Annotated in this window: 20 protein-coding genes and 1 rRNA gene; 12 read left to right on the top strand and 9 right to left on the bottom strand. The window is 33.4% G+C overall.

Features of this window, described 5'->3' with window-relative positions:
* The first annotated feature begins 67 nt into the window (after positions 1 to 67).
* The 4 genes from IQ05_RS15465 (at position 68) to IQ05_RS12965 (ending at position 2,479) form a co-directional block, all read left to right on the top strand.
* The gene (locus IQ05_RS15465; RefSeq protein ID WP_208653369.1) at positions 68 to 370 is read left to right on the top strand and encodes a KR domain-containing protein; all 303 of its coding nucleotides are present in this window, start codon (positions 68 to 70) and stop codon (positions 368 to 370) included.
* 129 nt (positions 371 to 499) lie between these two features.
* Positions 500 to 676, top strand: coding sequence for a Rossmann-fold NAD(P)-binding domain-containing protein (locus tag IQ05_RS15460; RefSeq protein WP_208653368.1), 177 nt, complete (start codon positions 500 to 502; stop codon positions 674 to 676).
* Between the two features lie 83 nt (positions 677 to 759).
* On the top strand, positions 760 to 1,281 hold the full coding sequence (locus tag IQ05_RS12970; RefSeq protein WP_144893626.1) for a GNAT family N-acetyltransferase: 522 nt from the start codon (positions 760 to 762) through the stop codon (positions 1,279 to 1,281).
* Between the two features lie 457 nt (positions 1,282 to 1,738).
* On the top strand, positions 1,739 to 2,479 hold the full coding sequence (locus IQ05_RS12965; protein ID WP_144893624.1) for a DUF3891 family protein: 741 nt from the start codon (positions 1,739 to 1,741) through the stop codon (positions 2,477 to 2,479).
* 403 nt (positions 2,480 to 2,882) lie between these two features.
* On the opposite strand, the gene IQ05_RS12960 is transcribed toward IQ05_RS12965, so the two are convergent.
* A complete protein-coding gene (locus IQ05_RS12960) occupies positions 2,883 to 3,581 on the bottom strand; it encodes a pseudouridine synthase (protein WP_144893622.1) in 699 nt (232 codons plus the stop codon).
* Between the two features lie 459 nt (positions 3,582 to 4,040).
* Here IQ05_RS12960 and IQ05_RS12955 point away from each other — a divergent pair, with 459 nt between their 5' ends.
* Together IQ05_RS12955 and IQ05_RS12950 are read left to right on the top strand one after the other, a co-directional pair.
* A complete protein-coding gene (locus tag IQ05_RS12955) occupies positions 4,041 to 4,298 on the top strand; it encodes a hypothetical protein (RefSeq protein WP_144893620.1) in 258 nt (85 codons plus the stop codon).
* A gap of 138 nt (positions 4,299 to 4,436) precedes the next feature.
* Positions 4,437 to 5,081 (top strand): CatB-related O-acetyltransferase, encoded by a 645-nt coding sequence (locus tag IQ05_RS12950; RefSeq protein ID WP_144893618.1) that lies wholly within the window; start codon positions 4,437 to 4,439, stop codon positions 5,079 to 5,081.
* A gap of 235 nt (positions 5,082 to 5,316) precedes the next feature.
* On the opposite strand, the gene IQ05_RS12945 is transcribed toward IQ05_RS12950, so the two are convergent.
* On the bottom strand, positions 5,317 to 6,852 hold the full coding sequence (locus tag IQ05_RS12945; protein ID WP_144893616.1) for a YifB family Mg chelatase-like AAA ATPase: 1,536 nt from the start codon (positions 6,850 to 6,852) through the stop codon (positions 5,317 to 5,319).
* A gap of 228 nt (positions 6,853 to 7,080) precedes the next feature.
* On the opposite strand from IQ05_RS12945, the gene IQ05_RS12940 reads away from it, so the two are divergent.
* The 4 genes from IQ05_RS12940 to IQ05_RS12925 all read left to right on the top strand — a co-directional run bounded on the left by IQ05_RS12940 (position 7,081) and on the right by IQ05_RS12925 (position 13,411).
* Positions 7,081 to 10,068 carry an amidohydrolase family protein gene (locus tag IQ05_RS12940; protein WP_144893614.1) on the top strand — a complete coding sequence of 996 codons (2,988 nt, stop codon included), beginning with the start codon at positions 7,081 to 7,083 and terminating at the stop codon, positions 10,066 to 10,068.
* Positions 10,069 to 10,123: 55 nt separating this feature from the next.
* Positions 10,124 to 11,431, top strand: coding sequence for an amidohydrolase family protein (locus IQ05_RS12935; RefSeq protein ID WP_144893612.1), 1,308 nt, complete (start codon positions 10,124 to 10,126; stop codon positions 11,429 to 11,431).
* 6 nt (positions 11,432 to 11,437) lie between these two features.
* A complete protein-coding gene (locus IQ05_RS12930) occupies positions 11,438 to 11,815 on the top strand; it encodes a PH domain-containing protein (RefSeq protein ID WP_086455037.1) in 378 nt (125 codons plus the stop codon).
* 279 nt (positions 11,816 to 12,094) lie between these two features.
* Complete coding sequence (locus tag IQ05_RS12925; protein WP_144893609.1) at positions 12,095 to 13,411, top strand: ammonium transporter; 1,317 nt, start codon at positions 12,095 to 12,097, stop codon at positions 13,409 to 13,411.
* A gap of 144 nt (positions 13,412 to 13,555) precedes the next feature.
* Here the strand turns inward: IQ05_RS12925 and IQ05_RS12920 are convergent, their stop codons facing one another.
* The 4 genes from IQ05_RS12920 to IQ05_RS12905 form a co-directional block, all read right to left on the bottom strand.
* The gene (locus tag IQ05_RS12920; RefSeq protein ID WP_144893607.1) at positions 13,556 to 15,406 is read right to left on the bottom strand and encodes a CocE/NonD family hydrolase; all 1,851 of its coding nucleotides are present in this window, start codon (positions 15,404 to 15,406) and stop codon (positions 13,556 to 13,558) included.
* 111 nt (positions 15,407 to 15,517) lie between these two features.
* On the bottom strand, positions 15,518 to 17,551 hold the full coding sequence (locus tag IQ05_RS12915; protein WP_144893605.1) for a protein-disulfide reductase DsbD family protein: 2,034 nt from the start codon (positions 17,549 to 17,551) through the stop codon (positions 15,518 to 15,520).
* Positions 17,548 to 18,861, bottom strand: coding sequence for a tRNA lysidine(34) synthetase TilS (gene tilS, locus IQ05_RS12910; protein WP_144893602.1), 1,314 nt, complete (start codon positions 18,859 to 18,861; stop codon positions 17,548 to 17,550). The genes IQ05_RS12915 and tilS overlap by 4 nt, the downstream gene beginning before the upstream one ends.
* A gap of 14 nt (positions 18,862 to 18,875) precedes the next feature.
* Positions 18,876 to 20,162: an anthranilate synthase component I family protein gene (locus IQ05_RS12905; RefSeq protein ID WP_144893851.1), complete on the bottom strand. Its 1,287-nt coding sequence runs from the start codon at positions 20,160 to 20,162 to the stop codon at positions 18,876 to 18,878.
* Positions 20,163 to 20,402: 240 nt separating this feature from the next.
* Between IQ05_RS12905 and IQ05_RS12900 the strand changes: the two genes are divergently transcribed.
* The gene (locus tag IQ05_RS12900) at positions 20,403 to 21,296 is read left to right on the top strand and encodes a DUF4349 domain-containing protein (RefSeq protein ID WP_144893600.1); all 894 of its coding nucleotides are present in this window, start codon (positions 20,403 to 20,405) and stop codon (positions 21,294 to 21,296) included.
* A 55-nt stretch (positions 21,297 to 21,351) separates the two neighbouring features.
* Here IQ05_RS12900 and lpdA read toward each other — a convergent pair whose 3' ends face one another.
* Entirely contained in the window at positions 21,352 to 22,755 is a 1,404-nt protein-coding gene (lpdA, locus tag IQ05_RS12895) for a dihydrolipoyl dehydrogenase (protein ID WP_144893598.1), read from the bottom strand.
* 133 nt (positions 22,756 to 22,888) lie between these two features.
* Complete coding sequence (locus IQ05_RS12890) at positions 22,889 to 23,347, bottom strand: Lrp/AsnC family transcriptional regulator (protein WP_144893596.1); 459 nt, start codon at positions 23,345 to 23,347, stop codon at positions 22,889 to 22,891.
* Positions 23,348 to 23,617: 270 nt separating this feature from the next.
* Here IQ05_RS12890 and IQ05_RS12885 point away from each other — a divergent pair, with 270 nt between their 5' ends.
* Positions 23,618 to 24,844: an aminotransferase class I/II-fold pyridoxal phosphate-dependent enzyme gene (locus tag IQ05_RS12885; protein ID WP_144893594.1), complete on the top strand. Its 1,227-nt coding sequence runs from the start codon at positions 23,618 to 23,620 to the stop codon at positions 24,842 to 24,844.
* A 415-nt stretch (positions 24,845 to 25,259) separates the two neighbouring features.
* Here the strand turns inward: IQ05_RS12885 and rrf are convergent.
* A 5S ribosomal RNA gene (gene rrf, locus IQ05_RS12880) occupies positions 25,260 to 25,369 on the bottom strand.
* Positions 25,370 to 25,554 lie beyond the last annotated feature (185 nt).

The raw sequence follows: 25,554 nt of genomic DNA, 5'->3' as shown, positions 1-25,554 counted from the left end.
AAATGTCCTACGTGCTTAGTAGGGCAGGAGTGTAATTTTGCACTTCAAATTAAAAATAATTAAATATATGAAAACAGTAATTTTAATAGGTGCTAATGGGAAAATGGGAAAAGCAGCACTTACAGGTTTAGGAAAACACAAAGTGATTACAGCAGGTCGCTCTCAAGACGGTTGTGACTTCCAAGTTGACATTACCAGTGAAGAATCTTTGAGAAAATTATTCAAGGAGGTTGGTCACTTTGATGCAGTTGTGAATACAGTTGGCGTATGTGAATATGCAACCTTCGAGGAAATGACTGAAGCGCAATGGATGACTACAGTAATGAGTAAAATGATGGGGCAAATCAATATTGTTAGAATAGGTCAGTAATACATTGCTGATAAAGGTTCCTTTACGCTTATTACAAGTATACTAAATTTAAAGCCTATTCCTTTTGCTATTGCAGATGCAACTACAAGTGGTGCCATTGATACCTTTGTAAAATGTGTAGCCTTCGAAATGCCAAGAGGTATTCGTGTAAATTCAGTAAATCCAACAGTTTTAGCAGAAGCTTGGGATGTTTATGGCGATATGATGCCAGGATTTCAACCTGTACCAAGTGCATTGGTTGGTAAAGCGTTTGAGCGCTCGGTTGATGGATTTATTACTGGTCAAGTGATACTTGTTGATGCATAATTAACAAAAATTACAGCATATAGTCTTTTCAAAAAAGAAATTGACTATATGCTGTTTATTATAAAATAAAAAGAAAATCAAAAATGAACTTTCAAATACAGAATAGCAACAGTACCGATACCGACGAAATTTTCCGTTTATACAAAATCGCAACCGATTTTCAGAAGACGAGATTTACCCATCACTGGCCAGAATTTGACAGACAACTTATTGAAACTGAAATTTTAGAAAACAGACAATGGAAAGTAGTGGTTGATGGTAAAATTGCTTGTGTCTGGGCGACAACTTTTGACGATCCACAAATTTGGGAGGAACGTAACGAAGAACCAGCTATTTACATTCACCGAATAGCAACCAGTCCTGATTTTCGCGGACAAAATTTAGTGGGTAAAATCGTTGAGTGGGCAAAAATTTATGCTATTGAAAATCAAAAAAAATTCATTAGAATGGATACAGTTGGCGATAATTCAGGATTGATTAATTACTACACAAAATGTGGCTTTGAGTTTTTAGGTTTATTAAAACTTAAAAATACTGAAGGACTTCCTGCACATTATGACAACGCAACGGTTAGTTTATTTCAAATTGACCTAAACTCTAAATGAAAAAATAATTTCTCCTTTTTTATATTTTTGTGTTCACTCCTTCTTAACAATTGAAAAAATTAAAACCGTTCATTCCAAATTGTCTAATAAAAAAGGACTTTAAGACCAAATAAAACAATAGCTAGCAGCCAGAATTTCGTTGCTTGCGTGACAAAAACAATGTTATCTAATCCCTTACACCAGCTCATGAACACTAGCAAAAGTGGATCACTATAAATTTGTAAAAGGCACCAGCGGGAAGCTCGTCATCGCAATGGCATAACTCCAAGAGTTTTTAATTTATCTGTTACGCTTATAACTTGAACTTACATAAATTTATTATTCCACTTTTTTTAATTACTACCAAGGTTAGAATTATTGCCTTCTTTGGATATATTATGGTAAATTTGAATTATAAGAGAATTTTCTATAATGAAATCTTTTTTATTTTAAATATTAATTTGAAAACCTCCGTATTATGATTGTTGCTTCACATGCTAAAGGTTGGAAAATTATAAACCAGCACTCTCACGGCCTTTTAGCTGCGATGATAGGATATCAATACGATATTGATTTGCCAAATGATATCATTGTTCCAACACTCATTGCAATTGCAGAGCATGATGACGGGGTTGTAGAAACATTAGAAAATAAAAACCTAACCAAGGCAGGTGCGCCAAGACATTTCTTAGTCAACGATGAATCTAAAAAAACGGATTTAAAGCGATACCTCAATGTAATGGAAAATGCAACTTCAAAAAGTCAGTTAAATGCATTATTGACCTCCTTACATTTAGATTTCATTTGTGGTGATTCAATTCACGGTCAAGACCAGAATTTGAAAACTTTTTTGAAGGAGCAAGAAAAAAACCGCAAAGATATTTTCAAACATTTAAACATAAACGAAGAATACATGCATCGCTTGTACCGCCTTGTAGAATGGTGCGATGCTTTTTCACTTCTTATTTGCATGGACAAAATACAACCCGAAGGACGTAAAATGGAAGTGTCTGAAAGCCCTGATGGTGATATGAGTCAAACGTTTTACAAGGCTGAAAAAGAAATCACAGTAGAACCTTGGGTTTTCAAAAATGATAGTTTCACGGTTTTTTACGAATATAAAATTATCGAGCAACTACAGTTTAAATCAGTGGAAGAATTTAACGAAGTTTGTAAAAAAGCAGAAGTTCAAAGGGAAGAATTTGTGTTTTCAAAGTAGCGTTTTTATTATTTTATATTTCTGTTTGCTAATTTGGGTTTTACAAGTTTGGTGAAACAGTAGTTGAACTAAATCTACGGTAGCACTACTGCTAATTTCCATCATCTTGTGAAGGTCTTATAATGTGAAATTTATGACTAAAAAAGAAATCGTTCAACTGCAGTAAGAGAAAACAAAATCCTGAACTACGCCCAGAACGAAGTAACATTTTGAAAAATAAATTTATCGTAAAAGTTGCGAAAATATCTATGAATTTAACCTTTAAATTTAAATCCGTAAAAATAACATTCGATATAAATGTCTCAAGAATTAATCAAAAATCTGAAATATGATCCTATTTATACTGAAACTATTGCTTCAAAATACAGCAATAACTTAAAGCATTGCTTTACAAATCAGCATGCTATTCATACGTACTCAAATCTAGATTAAGAATAGTACCTACTCTGCTAAACTCTTCATTAATCTTTGCATTCAAGATTAATTGTTCATTTGTTATGGGATGATTAAAAATTAATTGATGCGCATGAAGCATCATTCCTTTCAGTTCAAAATGCTCCAACCATAATTTATTTTGTTTGTTGCATCCATGTGGCCGACTTCCTAAAATGGGATGAAAAATATGTTTGAAATGTTTTCGTAATTGATGCATACGCCCAGTTTCAGGAATCGCTTCAACCAAACAATATCGTGACGTTGGCTGTTTATTAAATTCCAACTCAATTTCAACACTTTGCAATCGATGAAAATAGGTTATTGCATTTTGTACAACACCATCATCATTGGTTAAATCATAATCAATCGTTAGTTCTTGGTGTGACCAACCACGTAAAATTGCTAAATATTTTTTTTCGACTTCACGTGAGGCAAATCGATCATTCATAATTTTTAAAACGGCTGTATCCAACGCAAATAACAAGACACCTGATGTTTTGCGGTCTAAACGATGAATAGGATAAACATGTTGCCCTCCTATTTGATTTCTCAATTCTTGGATAGCAAACACTTTTGCATCGCGCGCATAAAATGATTTGTGAACCAACAATCCACTTGGCTTATTAATTGCAATAATATAATCGTCTTGGTACAGAATTTCTAACATCTGACAAAAGTAAAAGAGATCTTTATCGAAATCTCTCTTTTGACGTATTTATTTCTATACTTTTTTAAAGAAGCTATTTTTTTTGTAGTTTAAATCTACTAATTTTACATTGAAAAACCAAACAAACGTGTTTTAAAACAAACTAATAACAATAGAAAACACATGAATGCAGACCGATACATAAAACTAGGACGACTAACTACTTTTATTTCATTTTTGCTCGGGACCTGTATTTTTAGTCTTTATTTTCTAACCTCATCAGATGAAGTGCTTATCGTTGGTTACAGTTTTATCCCTTTTATAGTTCTAATTAACATTGGTATTCTTATTTTCATTCTAATTAAAGCTAGACAGGACAAAGACAGCAGAAAAAAACTACTCACATCCTGTAGCCTTATGTTGATAAATATTCCAATACTATTCCTTTATTGTTGGTTTACAATTATTTTGCTTAACACCATGAGAATCAATTTTACAAACACAACACAAACAACTTTGACAAAGATAAACATTGTGGGTTGTGGCGGTGGAAAGATTGACAAACTAGAAGTTGGAGAAAGTAAAACTGTTTGGGTTGAGATTCCAAGAGACTGCTCCATTAGTATTGAATATTTATCAAACGGGCAACGAAAAAAAGAAAGTGTTTTAGGTTATGCAACGAGCAGTATGGGACAAAAAATGAAACATGCTATTGGTAAAAATAAAGATCACTTTTAATACATTGCAAAACCAGAACATTTACCAGAATGCTAATTAACAAATTAGAGTATACCTTACTGTTCAAATAAAAATCAATGAAGTTTTAGAAAAGCAGAATCTCCCGAAGATAAAAACATCACCAAGAAAAATTCAGAAATGAAAATACCTAATAAAGACACCCAATTTCCATTAGAAAATTATAATAAACTTTGTTTTTTAAAAAACACAATCACAAACCCCAACATAATTATTGGAGATTATACCTATTATGATGATTTTGAAAACGTTGCTAATTTTGAGAAAAACGTAAAATATCATTTTGATTTTATTGGAGACCAATTAATTATAGGCAAATTTTGTATGATTGCTTCTGATGTGAAATTTATAATGAATGGGGCAAATCACCTTACAAAATCAATAAGTTCTTATCCTTTTGCAATATTTGGAGAGGATTGGAAAAATGCCATGGAAGGAAAACAGTATCCTAATAAAGGAAATACAGAGATAGGAAACGATGTCTGGATTGGGTATAACTCTACTATAATGCCAGGAATAAAAATAGGTGACGGGGCGATAATTGCATCGAATTCGACGGTAACAAGAAATGTAGAACCTTATTCTATTGTTGGCGGGAATCCCGCTAATGAGATAAAAAAAAGATTTACAAAAGAACAAATTGAAAAATTGTTAACAATACAATGGTGGAATTGGGATATTGAAAAAATTACTAAAAACATTCAAAATCTTACTGATGACAAAATTGACCCGTTTATCAATTCGGCAAATAACCTTGAGCTGTAAACTCAAATATGTTCATTCCAATGACTCAAAGGGCAAAATAAAAAAGACTATTTCATTGCTTTTATACTGATCCTAATTCCGTTTTTCATAGCTATTGTAGATAAAGCAACGTAATATTATTTTAGAATTAAAAAATATACTAATTCGATATATCATGAATTAATGTCTTGTAAAAAGTAAGACTATCATTTATGTTTTTTAGAGTAGACCATAATTAAAAAAAACATCAAAAAAATTATCCCAGCCAACCATCTCGGTCAAGGCTTCGGTATTGAATGGCTTCGGCAATATGGTTTGACTGTACTGCTGGAGCTGCTTCAAGGTCAGCAATGGTTCGCGCTACCTTTAAAATTCGGTCGTAAGCCCTTGCAGATAAATTCAATCGTTCCATAGCAGTTTTTAATAATTGTTTTGACACCTCATCAAGAGCACAATACTCCCTGATTTGTTTAGTATTCATTTGGGCATTGTAATGAATGTGGTCCATGTGATCAAAACGTGCAGCTTGTATTTCTCTAGCTGCAGTCACGCGCTCTCTAATAGCAACACTACTCTCAGCTTTTTGATCATCTGAAAGTTTATCAAAAGGAACAGGAGTTACTTCAATATGAATGTCTATTCTGTCTAGCAATGGCCCAGATATTTTACTCAAATACCGATGCATTTCATGTGGTGAAGAAGTTTGTGGAGCATCTGGATCATTAAAAAAACCACTCGGACTAGGGTTCATACTAGCAACAAGCATGAACGATGAAGGGTACGTTACCGTAAACTTAGCTCTAGAAATAGTAACTTCTCGATCTTCAAGTGGTTGACGCATGACTTCAAGTACATCTCTTTTAAATTCTGGTAGCTCATCCAGAAATAGAACTCCGTTGTGCGCCATAGAAATTTCTCCAGGCTGCGGATAACTTCCCCCACCTACTAAGGCAACATTAGAAATAGTGTGATGCGGACTCCTAAAAGGCCTTTGATTCATCAAACCCACTTCTTTAAGTTTACCAGCAACACTATGAATTTTTGTAGTTTCAAGTGCTTCGCGCAACGTCATGGGAGGCAAAATACTTGGTAATCTTTTGGCAAGCATTGTTTTTCCTGCACCAGGCGGACCTATTAAAATAATGTTGTGTCCTCCAGCAGCAGCAATTTCCATACAACGTTTTATACTTTCTTGTCCTTTTACATCCGAAAAATCAAACTCCGGAAAATCAAGTGTTTTATAAAACTCAGCACGGGTATCAATCGTGGTAGGTTCTAGAGTTCCTTTACCTTCAAGGAAATCAATCACTTCTTGAACGTTCTCAACACCATAGACTTCAAGTCCAGCTACAATGGCTGCCTCTTTTACGTTTTGTTTAGGCAGAAAAAAACCTTTAAAGCCCTCTTCTTTAGCTTTAATTGCTATTGGCAAGGCTCCCCTTATAGGTTGCAAACTTCCATCAAGAGACAATTCACCCATTATAATATATTGTTCAAGAGCATCTGCTTTGATTTGGCCTGAAGCCACTAAAATACCAATAGCCAATGTCAAATCATAGGCAGAACCTTCCTTACGTAAATCTGCAGGCGCCATGTTAATGGTGATTTTTTTTCCGGGCATAGCATAGGTATTGTTTTTGAGCGCAGCAGCAATACGATAACTACTCTCTTTTATGGCATTATCTGGTAAACCTACAAGATGGTAGCCTATACCCTTATCCATATTAACTTCAACTGTTATTGTTGTCGCTTCAACGCCAAAAACAGCACTCCCAAAAACCTTTACTAACATATATCATTATTTTAAATTAAAATTAGTAAAAACTTTCCTTATATTTTAACACAATGACAAACAATGTAAAAAAATATAAATGTTTAAATAAGCTCTTAAAATAAAAATTTTTTAAAACTTTAAAAGCAAAGTAAATAACTATAATAAAAAACAAATGTTAAATTCATGTAAACAGCCTGCACTCTTTGTACAATTTTTTACTTTTAAGAACTAATTAGAAACTAAACTATGAAAAAAATTCTATTTCTACTTTTATTTAGCGTGGTGCTATCTAAAACGTATGCGCAGGAATACTTTCCTAACAACGAAAGTATACAAAACAAGAGCAGTAATTTTACCGCATTTACAAATGCTAAAATTTATGTAACTCCTACACAAATTATTGAAAAAGGTACGTTACTGATTCAAAACGGAAAAGTAGTAAGTGCGGGAGCCTCAGTTGTTATTCCAAAAAACTGTACTACAATAGACCTTGAAGGAAAATCTATTTACCCATCCTTCATAGACATTTACACGAGTTTTGGAATTGAAAAACCAAAAAGTGTTGCTGGTCCACGTATGCCTACATACGACACTAAAAGAATAGGCTATTACTGGAATGAGAGCATATTAGCCGAGGCTAATGCATATGAAAACTTTAAATACGACCAAGCCAAAGCAGAAGAATTGCTAAAAGCTGGTTTTGGAGTAGTAGGAACACACGTTCCTAACGGAATTGCAAGAGGAACAGGAACTTTAATAGCATTGAATAATTTTGAAAAGCAAAACCAATTGCTGGCAGACAAGTTAACCAATCACTTTGCTTTTACAAGGAGCGTTACCACAAATCAATCTTATCCTGGGTCCTTAATGGGAATGATGGCGTTATTAAGACAAATGTATCATGATTTAGACTGGTATAAAAAGGGGAACTCTGCTACTAAAGATCTTTCGCTTGAGGCACTTGCAAATAATGAAAAATTAGTTCAAATATTTGCATCTGAAGACAAACTAAACAGTTTGCGTGCCGCCAAAATCGCTAAAGAATTTGGATTAAATTACGTTTTAAAAGGAAACGGAAACGAATTTGAGAGAATTGAAGAAATAAAAAACACCAATTCTAAATTTATAATTCCCATAAACTTCCCAGAAGCGTATGATGTTTCGGATCCAAACCAGGCTAATCAAATGGAGTTAAAAGACTTGCGTTTTTGGAATCAAGCTCCTACAAACTTAAAAGTTTTATCAGACAATGGAGTGGTATTTGCATTAACTACTGATAAATTAAAGAAAATTGAAGATTTTAGAACGAATCTTTTAAAAGCTATAAAATTTGGTTTTGACAGTACCAAAGCTCTAGAAGCACTGACTACAATTCCTGCAGCTATTTTAGGAAAAAGCAATGAAGTTGGATCGTTAAAAAACGGAAGTTTAGCTAATTTCGTAATTGCATCTGGAGCAATATTTGATGAAAAAACAATTTTATACGAAAACTGGGTTCAAGGTAACAAGTTCGTAATAAATGATTTAACCATCAAAGATATTAGAGGAAATTACGACCTTACCATCAACAATGAAAAATTCAAATGGAAAATTAATGGTGAAGTAAGCGCACCAAAATCAGAAATTACAACTGTTGATGCCAAAAAAGTAAATTCAAAACTTTCTATGAGCAACAATTGGTTATCTACCGTGATCAAACCTTTGGATTCAACCAAAACTAGTTTTACAAGATTGATTGGGTTTATTGACGATACCCAAACCCTTTCTGGAAAAGCAGTTTTATTTGACGGAAAAGAAGTAAAATGGTCTGCAGTAAAAACAGCTCCATTTGTAAAAATCATCGATTCTACTAAAGTTGAAAAAAACAATTTTGTAATTCCTAGAACATTCCCAAATACAGCATTTGGAAATCTTAGTAAACCTGCTGCGCAAACTATCTTGTATAAAAATGCAACAGTTTGGACTAACGAAAAAGAAGGAATCCTGACAGAAACAGATGTTTTGGTGAAAAACGGAAAAATTGCAGCAGTGGGTAAAAACATTTCGGATGCCTCTGCTACTGTAATTGATGCCAAAGGAAAACACCTTACAAGCGGTATTATAGATGAGCACTCTCACATTGCGATTTCTAATGGAGTGAATGAAGGCGGACACAACTCTAGTGCCGAAGTAACTATTCAAGACGTAGTAAACTCTGAAGATGTAAATATATACAGAGAACTAGCTGGTGGTGTAACAACATCGCAATTATTACACGGTTCAGCAAACCCTATTGGTGGTAGATCTGCCATTGTAAAATGGAAATGGGGAGCTGCAGCTGATGAAATGTTATACAAAAACCAACCAGGATTTATAAAATTTGCACTAGGAGAAAACGTAAAACAATCAAACTGGGGAAATACAAATCCTACTCGTTTTCCACAAACAAGAATGGGTGTTGAACAAGTTTTTATTGATTATTTTCAAAGAGCCAAAGAATATGATTTGAGCTGGAAAGCATTTAACGCAAGTAATAAAAAAGGAAAAGCTCCTAGAGTAGACATAGAACTACAGACTCTTGCTGAAATATTAAATAAAGAACGCTTTATTTCTTGTCACTCTTATGTACAATCAGAAATATTAATGTTAATGAATGTTGCCGAAAAATTCAACTTTAGGGTAAATACATACACTCACATCTTAGAAGGCTACAAAGTTGCTGATAAAATGAAAGAGCACGGTGTGGGAGCTTCTACTTTCTCTGATTGGTGGGCTTACAAATTTGAAGTAAATGATGCCATTCCTTTTAATGGTCCTATTATGCACAATGCCGGACTTGTAGTTGCCTACAACTCTGATGATGCTGAAATGTCAAGAAGATTAAATCAAGAAGCAGCTAAGGCAGTGAAATACGGAAATATATCTGAAGAGGATGCGTGGAAATTTGTAACATTGAATCCAGCAAAATTATTGCACATTGATGATAAAGTGGGTAGTATAAAAACAGGTAAAGATGCTGATATTGTATTATGGAGTGACAATCCATTATCTATTTATGCAAAAGCAGAGCAAACTTTAATTGAAGGAGTTGTTTACTTTGATGCAAAAAAAGATCTTGAAAAAAGAGTAGAAATCACAAAAGAAAGAAGTGAACTGATTGGTCAATTGTTACAAGAAAAAAACAAAGGAATGATCACACAAGAGCCTAAAAAGAAAGAAAGAAAAGAATATGAGTGCGATACTCTTGAGGAGTAACACTTTCTCAATTTCATACTTTAAGCTTAGTCAAGTAACTTAAAAAAAATATAAAATGAATTATACAAAAATATACCTCTTAGTTTTGGCACTCGGTTTGCCAATACTAGCTCAAGCGCAACAAACACCCGCAAATAAACAATCCAAATCTGTTTTGATCATGAATGCAACTGCGCATTTAGGAAATGGAAAAGTGATTGAAAACAGTGCTTTAGGTTTTGAAAACGGAAAAATCACACTCATTGCAGATGCTACCGTGATACGTCTTGCGGCTGGTGCTTATGATGTTACCATAAATTCTGCTGGAAAACATGTTTACCCTGGATTTATTGCTCCAAATTCTACTTTAGGTCTTGTTGAAATTGACGCAGTTAAGTCATCTGATGACGAAGATGAAATAGGTGCTATGAAACCTCACGTAAGAAGTATCATTGCCTATACAGCTGATTCAAAAGTAATTGAAACAGTAAGACCAAACGGAATTTTAATGGCACAAATTACCCCAAGAGGCGGAGTAATATCAGGAACTTCATCAATTGTTCAACTGGATGCATGGCACTGGAAAGATGCATTGGTTAAAGAAAATGATGGAATACACGTTAACTTTCCATCCACTTTTAGAAGAAGCGGCTGGTGGGCTGAACCAGGAAATATTGAAGCTAACAAAGAATATGCAAAAGAAGTTCAAGAACTACGATCTTATCTTGCTAACGCCAAAGCCTATTTAGGCGAAAATTCAAAAGAAAGAAACATTGTTTTAGAATCTACAAAAGGTCTTTTTGATGGCACTCAAACTTTATTTATCCATGCTAATGAAGAAAAACAAATTATAGACGCAGTACAGTTTGCTAAACAAAGCGGAATCAAAAAAATGGTTATTGTTGGTGGATACGAAGCTTATAAAACTGCCGATTTATTACGAGAAAACAACATTGGTGTTTTATTAAAAAGAGTTCATGAAATGCCAGAAAATGACGATCATGATATTGATTTACCTTATAAAAATGCAAAACTACTAACTGACAAAGGAGTACTTGTAGGACTTGAAAACAGTGGGTCACATGAAAGAATGAATACAAGAAACCTACCGTTTTTAGCTGGAACTTGTGCTGCTTATGGCTTAGATAAAGAACAAGCTTTACAACTTATAACATCAAATACAGCTAAAATATTAGGTATTGATGCACAATGCGGTACTCTTGAAGAAGGAAAAGATGCAACCTTATTTTTATCTGATGGTGATGCTCTAGATATGAGAACAAACAAGCTTACAAATGCTTTCATACAAGGTAGAATGATCAGCTTAGAAACACATCAAACTAAATTAAACGATCGTTACAAAACAAAATACAACCAAAAATAAATTATTATGGGATTATTTAATGCTATTCTAGGAAATGCGTCTGAGGTAAATATTCAAAATATTGCTACAGAATTTGAACCAATCTTGATTGAAGGTGAGGTAATTGAAAAAGCATACAAACTCATTCGAGATATGTTTATTTTCACCAATAAGAGATTGATCTTGATTGAAAAGCAATTAGTAGGAACTAAAGTTGATTATTTAACCATTCCCTACTCTAGTATCAAAAAATTCTCCAAAGAAAGTGCAGGATTATTAGATATGGATGCTGAATTAAAAATTTGGCTTAATAATGATGATGCCCCCATTAGCAAACAATTTGGAAAAGGCGGTAACAACATTAATGAAGTGTATCAAATTTTAAGTAGACACACGTTGAAATAATAGTTTGCACAACACATTTAAAAGGCACTGATTGATATTTTCAATTTAGTGTCTTTTTTTATGCCATAAATTCATGTAAATAATCAAGATTGATAACAAAATTTTTAAAAAGTTCAAATTGGGCTTGTTAAATTGTAAATTTTAAGATTAAATTATAATTAACCCTTAAAAAAATAGGGGTCATTTTAATATATATTCAAAAGTTCAACTCATACTGTTATTTTTAATGGGGTATAAATAACATTTTTATACTTTTATTGAAATTTAAATCAAAAAACTATGAGAAAAATTGTTTTGAGTGTGCTATTAATTGCAATCTTGTTATTTACCCTTTTTTCAAATTATTTCTTAATCGACGCACCAGCTCCAACCGAAGCTGTAAAATTTGATACTGGCGATACCGCATGGATTATTGTTGCGACAGCTCTAGTACTTATCATGACTCCTGGGTTAGGTTTTTTCTATGGCGGTATGGTTGGAAAAAAAAATGTAATTAGTACAATGTTACAAAGTTTTATGGCTATGATAATTGTTACTGTTTTATGGGTTATAATTGCTTTCGGACTTTCATTTGGCCCTACAATTGGTGGTATTATTGGAAATCCAATTCCTAACTTATTTTTTCAAGGCGTAGGGACTAACACCGCATGGAGTCTTGCTCCTACCATTCCGTTTATGCTATTTGCCTTATTCCAAGCTAAGTTTGCCATCATTACACCTGCCTTGATAACTGGAGCATTTGCAGAGCGTATCCGTTTTTGGGCTTATTTACTTTTTATGGTTTTGTTTATATTATTTATTTATACTCCGCTTGCGCACATGACTTGGCATCCTGATGGTTTGTTTTTCAAAATGGGAGTGCTTGATTTTGCAGGCGGAACAGTAGTACATATGAGTGCAGGATGGGCAGCACTTGCAGGAGCAATTTTCCTTGGTAAAAGAAAAGTTCAAAAAGTAAATCCAGCAAGAATTACATATGTTTTATTAGGTACTGGTTTGTTGTGGTTTGGTTGGTTTGGTTTTAATGCAGGATCAGCATTAGGCTCAAATGGACTTGCTGTACAAGCATTAGGAACTACAACAGTTGCTGCTGCTGCTGCTGGAATGGCTTGGGTTTTTCTTGACAAAATACTAGGACATAAATTATCAGCAATGGGAGCTTGTATTGGCGTAGTTGTAGGCTTAGTGGCTATTACACCAGCTGCTGGTTTTGTGAGTATTCCACACGCTATGTTTATAGGTGCAATTGCTAGTATCATCAGTAATCTTGTAGTGAGAGCATTTCATAAAGGAAAAATTGATGATGCATTAGATGTTTTTGCTTGTCACGGTGTGGGCGGTATGGTAGGTATGCTTCTTACTGGCGTATTTGCTTCAAAATCAATTAACTCAATTGTGGGAGATAATCAAGGTTTAATTTTTGGAGAAACCACTTTGTTTTTAAACCAATTAAAAGCTTTAGTTGTGGTTTCAATTTTTGCTTTTACTGCATCGTATGTTTTATTTTTTATTGTTAACAAAATAACACCTTTACGTGTAAGCGAGGAAAAAGAAGAATTAGGACTTGACATTTCTCAACATGGTGAATTTTTATAATCAAACATTATTTACTAGGATAAGTTATCGATAATTATTTAGTAATTTATTTTCAAAAAAAAACACCTCAAAAAGTAGTAACTTTTTTAGGTGTTTTTTTTTGAAAGGGATTGATTCATAAAAGATATAAATCTTAACAACTCTTTATTTAAGAATAGTAAATTCTATTTTAGAATCATTATACACTTTATGAGTTTGTTTTTGAAAATCTTCTGGTTTTGCATAAAAAATGTTTTCAACAAAAGTTTGAGGATTTAGATCTATCAATGGAAACCAAGTGCTTTGAACTTGTACTTGAATTTTATGCCCTTTCTTAAAGGTATGAAATACATCTTGCAACTTAACATTTACTGCTGTTTTTTCATTTGCCACAAACGGTTCTGGTTTACTAAAACTATTTCTAAAACGTCCTCTCATTACTTCGCTTCTTACCATCATATGATAATTGCTCATTTTTAAATGAGGAGCTACCTCTTTAGTCTCTGGCTCCTCATTAGAAAAAACATCAATAACTTTTACAACCCAGTCCGCATCTGTACCTGTTGTAGCCACTTGTAATTGCGCTAAAATATCGCCAGCAAGAGTTGTATCGTCTGTTAAAATTTCGGTTTCAAAAACAAGAACATCAGGACGTCTTGCTGCAAAACGCTGGTCATCTGTCATGTATTTTCTAGGTGTAAGACCTTGTTGTTTTACATCTTCAGAATAAGGAACCGGTTTCTTTGGGTCGCTAATAAATTCTTCAAAGGCAAAATTCTTTTTTGCCATTTGTGACAACTTGTTGTCTTGCATGAAAAAAGCTTTCTTTTCGGTATTCTTTGGAGGCCAAGCATCATACGTTTTCCATTCTTTTTTACCAGAATCAAAAACATAAGCTTCTGGAAGCGTGTTTTCACCTTTTCCATTATTTTTTAGGAAATGACGGAAAAAATTAGCTTCAATATTTTTTTGGTAAAAACCTGATATGCTATCGCCAAAATTAATATTACCAATAACCTGTTTAGCAGAATTACGAGCCCAATCTCCGTGACTCCATGGCCCCATTACGATTGTATTGTAATTTTTACTGCTCTTTTCAATCGTACTGTATGTATTTAAAGGACCATATAAGTCTTCTGCATCAAACCAACCTCCTACTGTCATGACAGCAGGTTTAATATTGTTTAAATGCTGTAGAATACCTCTTTTTTGCCAAAAATCGTCATAACTAGAATGATCTTTTAACTGTTTCCAAAATTCATTGTCGGCTCCGTAATACTTATCTAAATTTGAAAGTGGTCCAGCATCAAGAAAAAATTGATAATCATCATTGGTTCCTGTATTGGTAAAAGTATACCATGGCTCTGTGGTACGTGCCTTTTTTTGTGGTCCAAATAAAGGCGTTACTTTCCAGTAACTTAAAAGATAAGCCCCATTATGATGAAAATCATCAAAAAAGAAATCAGCTATACACGCTTGTGGCGAAACTGCTTTTAAAGCGGGGTGATTGCTTAACAAAGAATACGTTGCATAAAAACCTGGATAAGATATCCCCCATGTCCCTACGTTTCCGTTATTATTAGGTACATTTTTTACCAACCAATCTATTGTATCATACGTATCAGATGCTTCATCAATATCTGTCTTTGATTTTTTGTTAGGTACATAGCCACGCATGTTATCATACAAACCATCACTCATAAATCTACCACGAACATCTTGGTAAACTACAATATATCCTTCTTTCATCATCGTATCACTAGGTGAAATCGACCTTTTCATTTTATCAGCCCCATAAGGTCCCGAGTTATAAGGTGTTCTTTGCATAATAATTGGATACTTTTTTGAAGTATCCTTTGGAGCATAAATTGAGGTAAATAGCTCAGCTCCATCGCGCATCTTGATATGCACTTCTTTTTTAGTGTAATTTTCTGCTACATAATTTGGTTTAGAATCCTGAGCCGAGGATAATAAGAAACCAAATATCAATAATGCAATACTTAGTAGTTTTTTCATGAGTTTTTTAAATTTAATAGGGTTTAAAGATAAAAAATATGTGGAAATAAAAATAATATATGTCCATCAAAAAAAATACTTTATGAAATATTTTTGAACAAAAAAAAAGGCCTATTCGGCCTTTTTAAATGAATCAATTCCGTCTTTCAACCAATCCTTGTAGGCATTGATATTTGAGTTGTAACTTTCTGGTTTATCTGATAACATATTTCCGTCAGTGTCTATAACAATGTAGTATGGCTGTGCATTTGCTTTAAACTTGGTAATTTGAAAATCACTCCATTTATTACCTACGCTTACCACCTCTTTTCCAGTTTCTTTAGATACGTATTGCTCTTCTTTTGGCAGTTCCCTTTTATCATCAACATACAATGAAATAAGCACAACCTCGTTTTGTAATATTTTTAAAATCATTGGATCAGACCAAACATAATCTTCCATTTTTCTACAATTTACACACGCATAACCTGTAAAATCTAATAAAATAGGCTTATTAACTGATTTTGCGTAAGCTACCCCCTTGTCATAATCTTCAAAAGCTATTAAATCATGTGGCCCTAAATGAGCTCCATCTGGTAAAATTTGAGCTGTTGTTGCTGAGCCTCCTTTTGAATTTCCTACTCCATAAGGACTTTCGCTGTAGGTCATAGGCGGTGGAAAACCTGAAATTAATTTCAATGGTGCACCCCAAATTCCTGGAATTAGATACACTGTAAAAGCCAAAACTACTAATCCTAAAGACAATCTTCCTACAGAAATATGATTTAATGGACTATCGTGTGGGAGTGTAATTTTTCCAAAAAGATATAAAGCTAATGTTCCAAAGATCGCAATCCAAATAGCTAAAAACACTTCTCTTTCTAAATAATGTAGCTGTAATACCAAGTCAGCATTAGATAAAAACTTAAAGGCCAATGCCAATTCTAAGAAACCTAAAACAACCTTAACCGTATTCAACCACCCACCTGATTTAGGTAATGAGTTCAACCAACCTGGGAACATAGCAAACAACATAAATGGTAATGCAAGCGCTAATGAAAAACCAAACATTCCTACAATAGGTGCAATACCACCTTTTGATGCTGCCTCTACTAATAAAGTTCCTACAATAGGCCCCGTACATGAAAATGAAACTATGGCTAGAGCCAATGCCATGAATAAAATACCAATAATACCACCTCTATCTGCTTGATTGTCTACTTTATTCGCCCAAGAATTTGGCAACATGATTTCGAATGCGCCCAAGAAAGAAGATGCAAAAACAACTAATAAAATAAAGAAAATGATATTGAACCATACATTTGTAGATAAAGCATTTAGGGCATCAGCTCCAAATATTGCCGTTACCAAAAATCCTAAAACAACATATATAAAAATGATTGCAATACCATAAATAATAGCATTTCGAATTCCCTTTGCTTTAGTTTTACTTTGTTTGGTAAAAAAACTAACCGTCATAGGGATCATTGGGAAAACGCATGGTGTTAATAATGCTGCAAACCCAGATAAAAATGCAATAAAAAAGATAGACAATAATCCTCTTTTTTCCTCTGGCTTTTCAGCTATAGGAGCTGTTATTTTAGCGGTTTTATCAGCTTTAATCTCTGTTTTCTCAGTATCAACAACCTCTTTTGATAGCGTGGAATCTGCAGTGGTAACACTTTGCATAGGATCCACTGTTGTAGCTGCAGCAGTACTTTGCGGAATTTTTACAGTAAAATTCTTTTCAACATTGATGCAAACATCTTTACAAACCTGATAATTAAAATCTACTTTAACCTCAGTAAGCTTAGTATTTGTAAGTTCAATTTCTTGCTGAATTTGAGCTTTTTTCTCAAAAAAAGTTTCGTTTACCTCAAATATATCATTGAAGGCAGTTCTTGTTTTGCTTTCTTTGGCTTTGCCAATAAGTTTAAAATTTCCTTTTTGGTTTTTAAAAATAATTTCAAGAGGAAGCGGTCCGCCATCTGGAGTGAATTGAGAATATAAATGCCACTCGTTATCAATAACAGCATTAAAAATCAAGAGATATCTGGTATCTGACTTTTTTTCAATTTTAGTAGTCCATTTTGCTGGATCTAAAATTTGAGCATTACCATTGGCAAAAGCCAAAAATGCTATAAGTAAAAGGATTATTTTTTTCATGAGCGTCGTTCTATTTTTAGAATATTTTTAGTTTGTTGGTCTATTTTAAATCGTTCGTCTTGTCTTATTGAGAGGATCCAGACAATAGCTGCATTGGAACACAAAATCCAACTATTTTCTTTGTCTAGGAGTGATATTTTCTCGTCTTTAAAAATTTTACTCACTTTTTTAGACTTTCCTTCCATACCAAGAGGCTGAAAAACATCTCCTTCTCTCCATCGGCGTAATACTAATGGATATTTTAACTTATCTGCATCTACAAAAATTATATTTTCATTTACAGCTGTCAATTTTTCAACCGACTGAAAACTCAAATGAAAAGGAGATACAATTTCGTGTAAATCGCTATCAATTTTAAACTCTTCTCTTTCATCTACGAAATTTATCGGACTAAGGATTAAAGAATCTCTATCTTTTAATAATCGGTATTGAGGAGAGAGAACAAACTTGCCTGATTGACTTTCAACAAGTGCATAAATATCATCCCAAGATGTAAACTCAAATTCTTTGAGCCACTGGTACAAATAGGATTTATAATTGGGTAATTGTTTTAATTTTTTAATATCAAGATGTATAATTTCATCCTCTTGCTTTGCAACCTGCTGATAAATCATAATCGCGGCATCCTCCATCATAACATTAGCTTCCTGAAGATAGGTTTGCGTTTTAAGAAATGATGATAAAAAATTAGAGTTAATATCTTTTAACAAAGGTACAATCTGATGCCGGATTTTGTTTCGAAGGTATTTATCTGTGGCATTGCTGCTGTCTTCTCTCCATTTGATATTGTTCTCTTGGGCATAACGTGTAATTTCATCTTGGCTAAATGCCAAAAGTGGTCTTACTACACGCTCATTTTGCTGAGGAATTCCGGTCAAACCCTCAATTCCAGTTCCTCGACTTAAATTGATAATAAAAGTTTCAAGAGCATCATCAGCATGGTGTGCCGTAAGAATGTAATCGTACTGTTCTTGCTCTAAAATTTCGTAAAACCAGCTGTAACGCAACTCTCTGGCGGCAACTTGTGTGGATATTTTATAATCTTCGGCAAATGCCTTGGTGTCGAATTGGGTAAAAAAGAAAGGAATATTGTTATTTGATGCATACTCTTGAACAAAATTTTGATCCTCAAAACTTTCTAAACCTCGAAGCTGAAAATTACAATGAGCAATAGCCATGTTAAAACCCATTTGCTGAAACAAATGAACCATAACCATGCTATCTATGCCACCACTGGTTGCCAAAAGCACCTTATTACCTTGTAAAAAAGATAGGTTTTGCTGAATATGTTTCTCTACTTGTTGTATCATTTTATTTAACTTAACTAACGCAAAACCTCAAGCATAGCATGAGCCTTTAGCAAACATTCTTCATACTCTTTTTCTGGAACCGATAAAGAAGTAATGGCACTTCCCACAGAAAAAGAAACGTATTTTGAAGCACTGTTGTACAAAATACTTCGGATAACTACATTAAAATCAAAATCACCGTTAGGAGTAAAATATCCAACTGCTCCACTGTAAACGCCTCTTTTAGTTTCTTCAAGTTCGTCAATGATATTCATGACAGAAATTTTTGGTGCCCCTGTCATACTTCCCATTGGGAAAGTTGATTTTAAGACATCTATTACAGCATATTGAGAATCAAGTTTAGAGGTAATAGTAGTAATCATTTGATGTACTTGTAAAAAAGAATAAATCTTACACAGCTCAGTTACTTTAACACTGCCTTTTTGTGCTGTACGTGCCAAATCATTTCGCACCAAATCAGTAATCATTATATTTTCTGCACGTTCCTTTGGGTCTAATGCTAATTTATTTTTCGATTCTTCATCTTCAGTTGGATCCAAAAAACGTTTTGATGTACCTTTTATGGGCTGAGAAACTATTAATTCTCCTTCTTTTTTTAAATACCGTTCCGGTGATGCCGAAAGTATATAATGCTTATGATTCTTAAAATAAACAGCAAAAGGCGCTTTTGAGATGGAATTTAATTTTAAAAACTTTTGCAATGGATCAATTACTGTGTTTTCTGAAAAAAATTCCATACAAAAATTAGCTTCATAAATATCTCCTCGGTGAATGTGATCTTTTACTTTAATCACTTTCTTCAAATAATTTTCTCTTGAAATCCGTTGTTGCACATGAACTGTTTCAACAATTGTATTGATAGGACCTTCTGTAGACAAAATAGTTGCATAATCATAGTCAATTTCATCATCACAAAAATTCAAATATTGAATTTCAAGTTTGTTTCCTTTAAGTACAAATACTTTTTTGGGTTGAAAAAAAAACAAATCTGGAAAATCTAAAAAGTCATTGTTTTTTGATAAAACATTCTCAACGTCATTTTTCAAATCATAAGATAAGTAACCAAACAACCAATCCTTAGTGCTTTCTTGATACTGTTTTAAATCATCAAATGCATTGTAATAATCTGTTTTTAAAGATGTAAAAGCATCAACTGCAAGTACACAATCAAAAGATGAGTACTGCTGCGGATACGAATTACTATCTAAAAAAATAATTTCTCTGTGCTCTTGTGACCAAGTTAAAAGTTGCTCCTTGAAGCGCTCCGGGTCGTTTACAATTTTCTCAATAGATGTTCTCAAGGAATTAAAATGTTTTTTATAGCTCAAAATTACAACATTTTTATGTTAAATAGGTAATCATGACTTATTCTAAAAGCAAGAATATAAAAAGCTTTTAAACGTAATTCCTTACCCATTTACACAAAGTTTATTTTGATGGCATGAAATTTGAATTGTAGCATTTTACTTAAAATCTAAAAAGCCAGCAAACAAGAAAACACCTATTAACAAATAAATTATTAACCTGTAAAACAAAAAATTATGCTTAAAAAACACCATGTCCTATTCCCTTTACTGCTAATCATTTTAGCTATTTCTTGCAAAAAAGCGGATTCTTTAGATGAAACTGCTTCTGAAACAACAACTTCTTCAATAGATAGTAGTAATACAGTTTCTTCAGCTGCAGCAGTACAACCAAAAAATAGTGATAGAAAATTTGTACGAACTGCCGATATTAAATTTAAGGTAAAAAATGTTCCCAACTCAACTTACATTATTGAAAACGCCACCAGCAAATTTGGAGGTTTTGTAACTTACACCAATTTACAAAGTACAATTTCTGAAAAAAAAGAGGTTAAAATGAGCCAAGACAGCACTTTAGAAATCACGAAATACACTGTTGAGAATAATATCTCTATTCGGGTTCCCAATACCAAAATGGATACGGTAATCAAAACCATTGCGAAACAAATTGATTTTCTGGAGTATCGTATAATTAAGGCCGACGATGTTTCATTACAACTACTTTCAAATCAATTAAAAGAAAAAAGAGACGCCAATCAAGAAAAGCGACTTGTAAAAGCGATTGATAGCAAAGGCAAAAAACTAAATGAAGTGGTGCAGGCAGAAAACGACCTAAATCAAAAAAGCGAACAAAAAGATAACAGCAAACTAGAAAATATCTTATTAGCTGACCAAGTAAATTTTAGCACTTTAACGTTACAAATTTACCAACGTGAAACCATCAAAAAAGAGATGATTGCTAATGAAAAGGAATTTCGTCAAGGTTTTGGTTCGAAAATAATTGATGGACTCGAAAATGGCTGGTATCTTATTGAAGGAATAATTGCGGTAATCATTCAATTATGGTCCGTAATTTTAATTGGCATAATAGGCTATTTCGCATACAAAAAATACTTTCGCAAAGTCAATTAAATAAAAAACCCGTTCAAAATTAAATTGAACGGGTTTTTGTTAAAATATAGTCTGCTTATACGTGTAATGCTCTATTATCAGTAGCAGCTAGAGCTGCTTCTTTTATCGCTTCTGCAAAAGTTGGATGTGCATGAGACATTCTTGAAATATCTTCAGCAGACGCTCTAAATTCCATAGCAGTAACTGCTTCGGCAATTAAATCAGCACAACGAGCACCTATCATGTGAACTCCAAGTACTTCATCTGTTTTTGCGTCAGCTAGAATTTTCACAAAACCATCTAAATCACCACCTGCACGTGCGCGACCTAAAGCTTTGAATGGGAAACTACCTGATTTAAAATCAACTCCAGCAGCTTTCAACTGCTCTTCAGTTTGACCTACAGCAGCAACTTCTGGCCAAGTGTATACAACACCTGGAATCAAATTATAATTGATGTGTGGTTTTTGTCCTGCTAGAATTTCAGCTACCATTGTACCTTCTTCTTCAGCTTTGTGCGCTAACATTGCACCACGAACTACATCCCCTATTGCATAGATATTAGGAATATTTGTTTGCAAATGATCGTTTACTTCAACCATTCCTCTTTCAGATATTTTAACACCTGCTTTATCTGCATTCAATCCATCGGTATACGGACGACGACCTACTGAAACTAATGAATAATCTCCTTCTAATGTTATTGTTTCTCCCTTAGCATTTTCGGCTTGAACAACAACTCCTTCACCATTTCTCTCTACTGATTTCACTTTGTGAGAAACGTAGAATTTCATACCTTGTTTCTTTAATACTTTTGTCAATTCTTTAGACAAAGATGCATCCATTCCTGGAATAATTCGATCTAAATATTCAACTACAGAAACTTGCGCTCCCAATCTTAAATAAACTTGACCTAATTCTATACCTATTACTCCACCACCAATGATTACAAGGTGTTTTGGCACTTCTTTAAGTTTTAGTGCCTCAGTAGAAGTTATAATTCTTTCTTTATCAATTTTGATAAAAGGTAAAGAAGAAGGCTTAGAACCCGTTGCTATGATAATATTTTTTGCTTCGATAGTTTCAGAAGTTCCATCTGCTTTTTCAACAGCAACATGTGTAGCATCAACAAAAGAACCTAAACCTTCAAAAACTGTGATTTTATTTTTATCCATTAAAAATTTAACTCCACCTGAAGTTTGATCCACAACCGCTTGTTTGCGTGCAATCATTTTTTCAAGATTGACTTTTACTTCACCAGAAAGTTCAATACCATGATCTGCAAAATGTGCAATTTCACTGTAATGATGAGAAGAAGCAAGCAATGCTTTTGAAGGAATACAGCCTACATTTAGGCATGTTCCTCCAAGAGTGGAATATTTTTCAATAATTGCTGTCTTAAATCCCAATTGCGCACAACGAATAGCAGATACATATCCGCCTGGACCAGAACCTATAATGACTACGTCAAATGAACTCATAGTATATTTATTTTGTGAAGTTTATATAAAAGTTTGACAAAATTAAGAAATTAGTTTTGTTTCAGCTTGAATTAAGCAGGTTTTTTGGGATTAATTTATGGACTTAAAAAAAAATGAAATCCAGAAAAACTTATTATACATCTATAACAGTGGTATTTTTAACTTCACTTATCATGAAGGTACTGTGAGTACTACCAATGTGTTGTAGTGTAGTAAGTTTTGTAACCAAAAATTCTCTATAGGCTTCCATATCTTTTACCACTATTTTTAAAATATAATCATAATCTCCGCTTACATGATGGCATTCAATAACTTCCTTTAGTTGGACTACTTCACTTTCAAACTTTGCAATAAATTCTTTGGTATGTTGTATTAACTTTAAATGACAAAAAACCACAAAACTTTTTTCGACCTGGGACCGATTAATCAATACTACATACTTAGCAATGACTCCCTCTCTTTCTAGTTTTTTAATCCGCTCATAGACTGCAGTTACTGATAAATTTAACTTTAAGGAAAGCTCCTTGGTTGTTTTTTTACTGTCTGATTGTAATAAATACAAGAGTTTCTTATCAATAGCGTCTAAAATCATATTCTTGAAATTTATAAATGAAAAAAAATCTATACAAATACTATTTTTGATGCTAAATTAGAAAATTTAACAACATTTAATGCTTTTTATAGTTTAAAAATCTAAAATTAACGAGTAATATTGATTATTAATCTAGAACACTGTTAATTTGAAATAGAATTAATCTTAGAACCGTAATCCCCTAGCCCTGATAGAAGCGGCATCCTTTTATGCGCCTCAGCGAATAAAAGATATAGCGAATAGCAGGAATAGCTTCAAAAAAAAAAACTTATGAAAAATTTCAATCCCGCAGATAACATCCAAGATTTACAGTATTTTGGAGAATTTGGAGGTGTAAATCCATCAATTTCTGATTCCTCAACCTATACTTTCCTTTCTGCAAAAACCATGTTCGAAACGTTTGAAGGAAATATGGAAGGTTGCTACTTGTATTCTCGTCATTCCTCACCAAGTAATTTATACTTAGACAAAGCCTTAGCAGCTATGGAAGGAACAGAGTCGGCAAATGTTTCGGCATCTGGAATGGGTGCCATTACACCTACTCTTTTGCAGTTGTGCGGAACTGGTGATCACATTGTTTCGAGCAGAACAATTTATGGTGGTACGTATGCTTTCTTGAAGAATTTTACTCCAAGATTAGGTATCAAAACTACCTTTGTTGATATTACAAAACTAGATGTTGTAGAAGCTGCCATTACTTCAGATACTAAAGTGCTATATTGTGAAACAGTGAGTAACCCATTGCTAGAAGTTGCTGATATTAAAGGGCTTTCTATACTTGCAAAAAAGCACAACTTGACACTCGTGGTTGACAACACCTTTTCACCATTATCTGTTTCTCCTGCAAAATTAGGCGCTGATATTGTGATTCACAGTTTAACAAAATACATTAATGGCAGTAGTGATACTGTGGGAGGTGTAACGTGTGCATCGCAAGAATTTATCAATAGCTTAAAAAATGTAAATAGTGGAGCTAGTATGTTATTAGGACCTACAATGGATAGTTTGCGATCTGCAAGCGTAATGAAAAACCTAAGAACACTGCATATTAGAATGAAACTACATAGCTATAACGCAATGTATCTAGCCGAACGTTTTGAAAAAGAAGGTTTAAAAACGGTTTATCCTGGTTTAAAAAGTCACCCTAGTCATGAATTGTATTCTTCTATGATTAATCATGAGTATGGATTTGGTGGTATGATGACGCTTGATGTAGGTACTTTAGAAAAAGCAAATGCCTTGATGGAATTAATGCAAGAAAAAAACTTAGGTTACCTTGCTGTGAGTCTAGGATTTTATAAAACTTTATTTAGCGCACCGGGAACATCAACTTCAAGCGAAATTCCAATGGAAGAACAAATAGAAATGGGATTGACTGATGGCTTAATTCGATTTTCAATAGGTTTAGATAATAATATTGAAAGAACGTTTCAAATGATGAAGCAATGCATGATAGAATTGAACGTACTGACATCAGAATCCATTTTTGCAGATTAGTATTTTTAGTATAAAATTGAAAAAGCAGCAAAATATTTTGCTGCTTTTTTTTGATCTATTTTTTTAATGAAAATTTACTAGACCAAGAAAAGTAAGAAACCAATACTTTTAGAATATTGATTAAATCTTTGCTAGTTATTAAATCTAATTAACGTTAAAATCACTTATTTCGAATATTTCAATTCAATAAAAAAAATAATATATTGAAATTCAATCACATATAAACAATTTCATCATATAATGTATTTGCATTTTTAATTGCTTTTAATATACCATGATCAATATTACCTAATACATAGTACACATAAAAATCTATTTTTTGAACGTGCAATTAAAGAGGGGTTGGTAATATTAGCTTAAAAATACTATCACTATAAAACAAAAAAAGCCTATCTTTGCAGATAGGCTTTTCAAAGAAAGGCGACGACATACTCTCCCACATAACTGCAGTACCATCTGCGCAGGCGGGCTTAACTACTCTGTTCGGGATGGGAAGAGGTGAGCCCCGCCGCAATAACCACCTTAAGGTTGTTAGTCTAAAGTCGAAGGTCTTAAAGTCTAAAGTTACCTTTTGGACTTGTGACTTTCGTCTTTTGACTGCTCTTGCGTCGAGCAAATATCTTAACATACTGAGATAAAGAATATAAAAAGTGTATTAGAAAGTTTCTCCCTCCCGATTGCTCGGGAGGAAAAGGGTGTACATAAGCTTA

The organism is Flavobacterium tiangeerense, assembly GCF_007830355.1.
GTDB classification, from domain to species: Bacteria; Bacteroidota; Bacteroidia; order Flavobacteriales; family Flavobacteriaceae; genus Flavobacterium; species Flavobacterium tiangeerense.
This window is presented reverse-complemented; position numbering and strand designations above follow the sequence as displayed.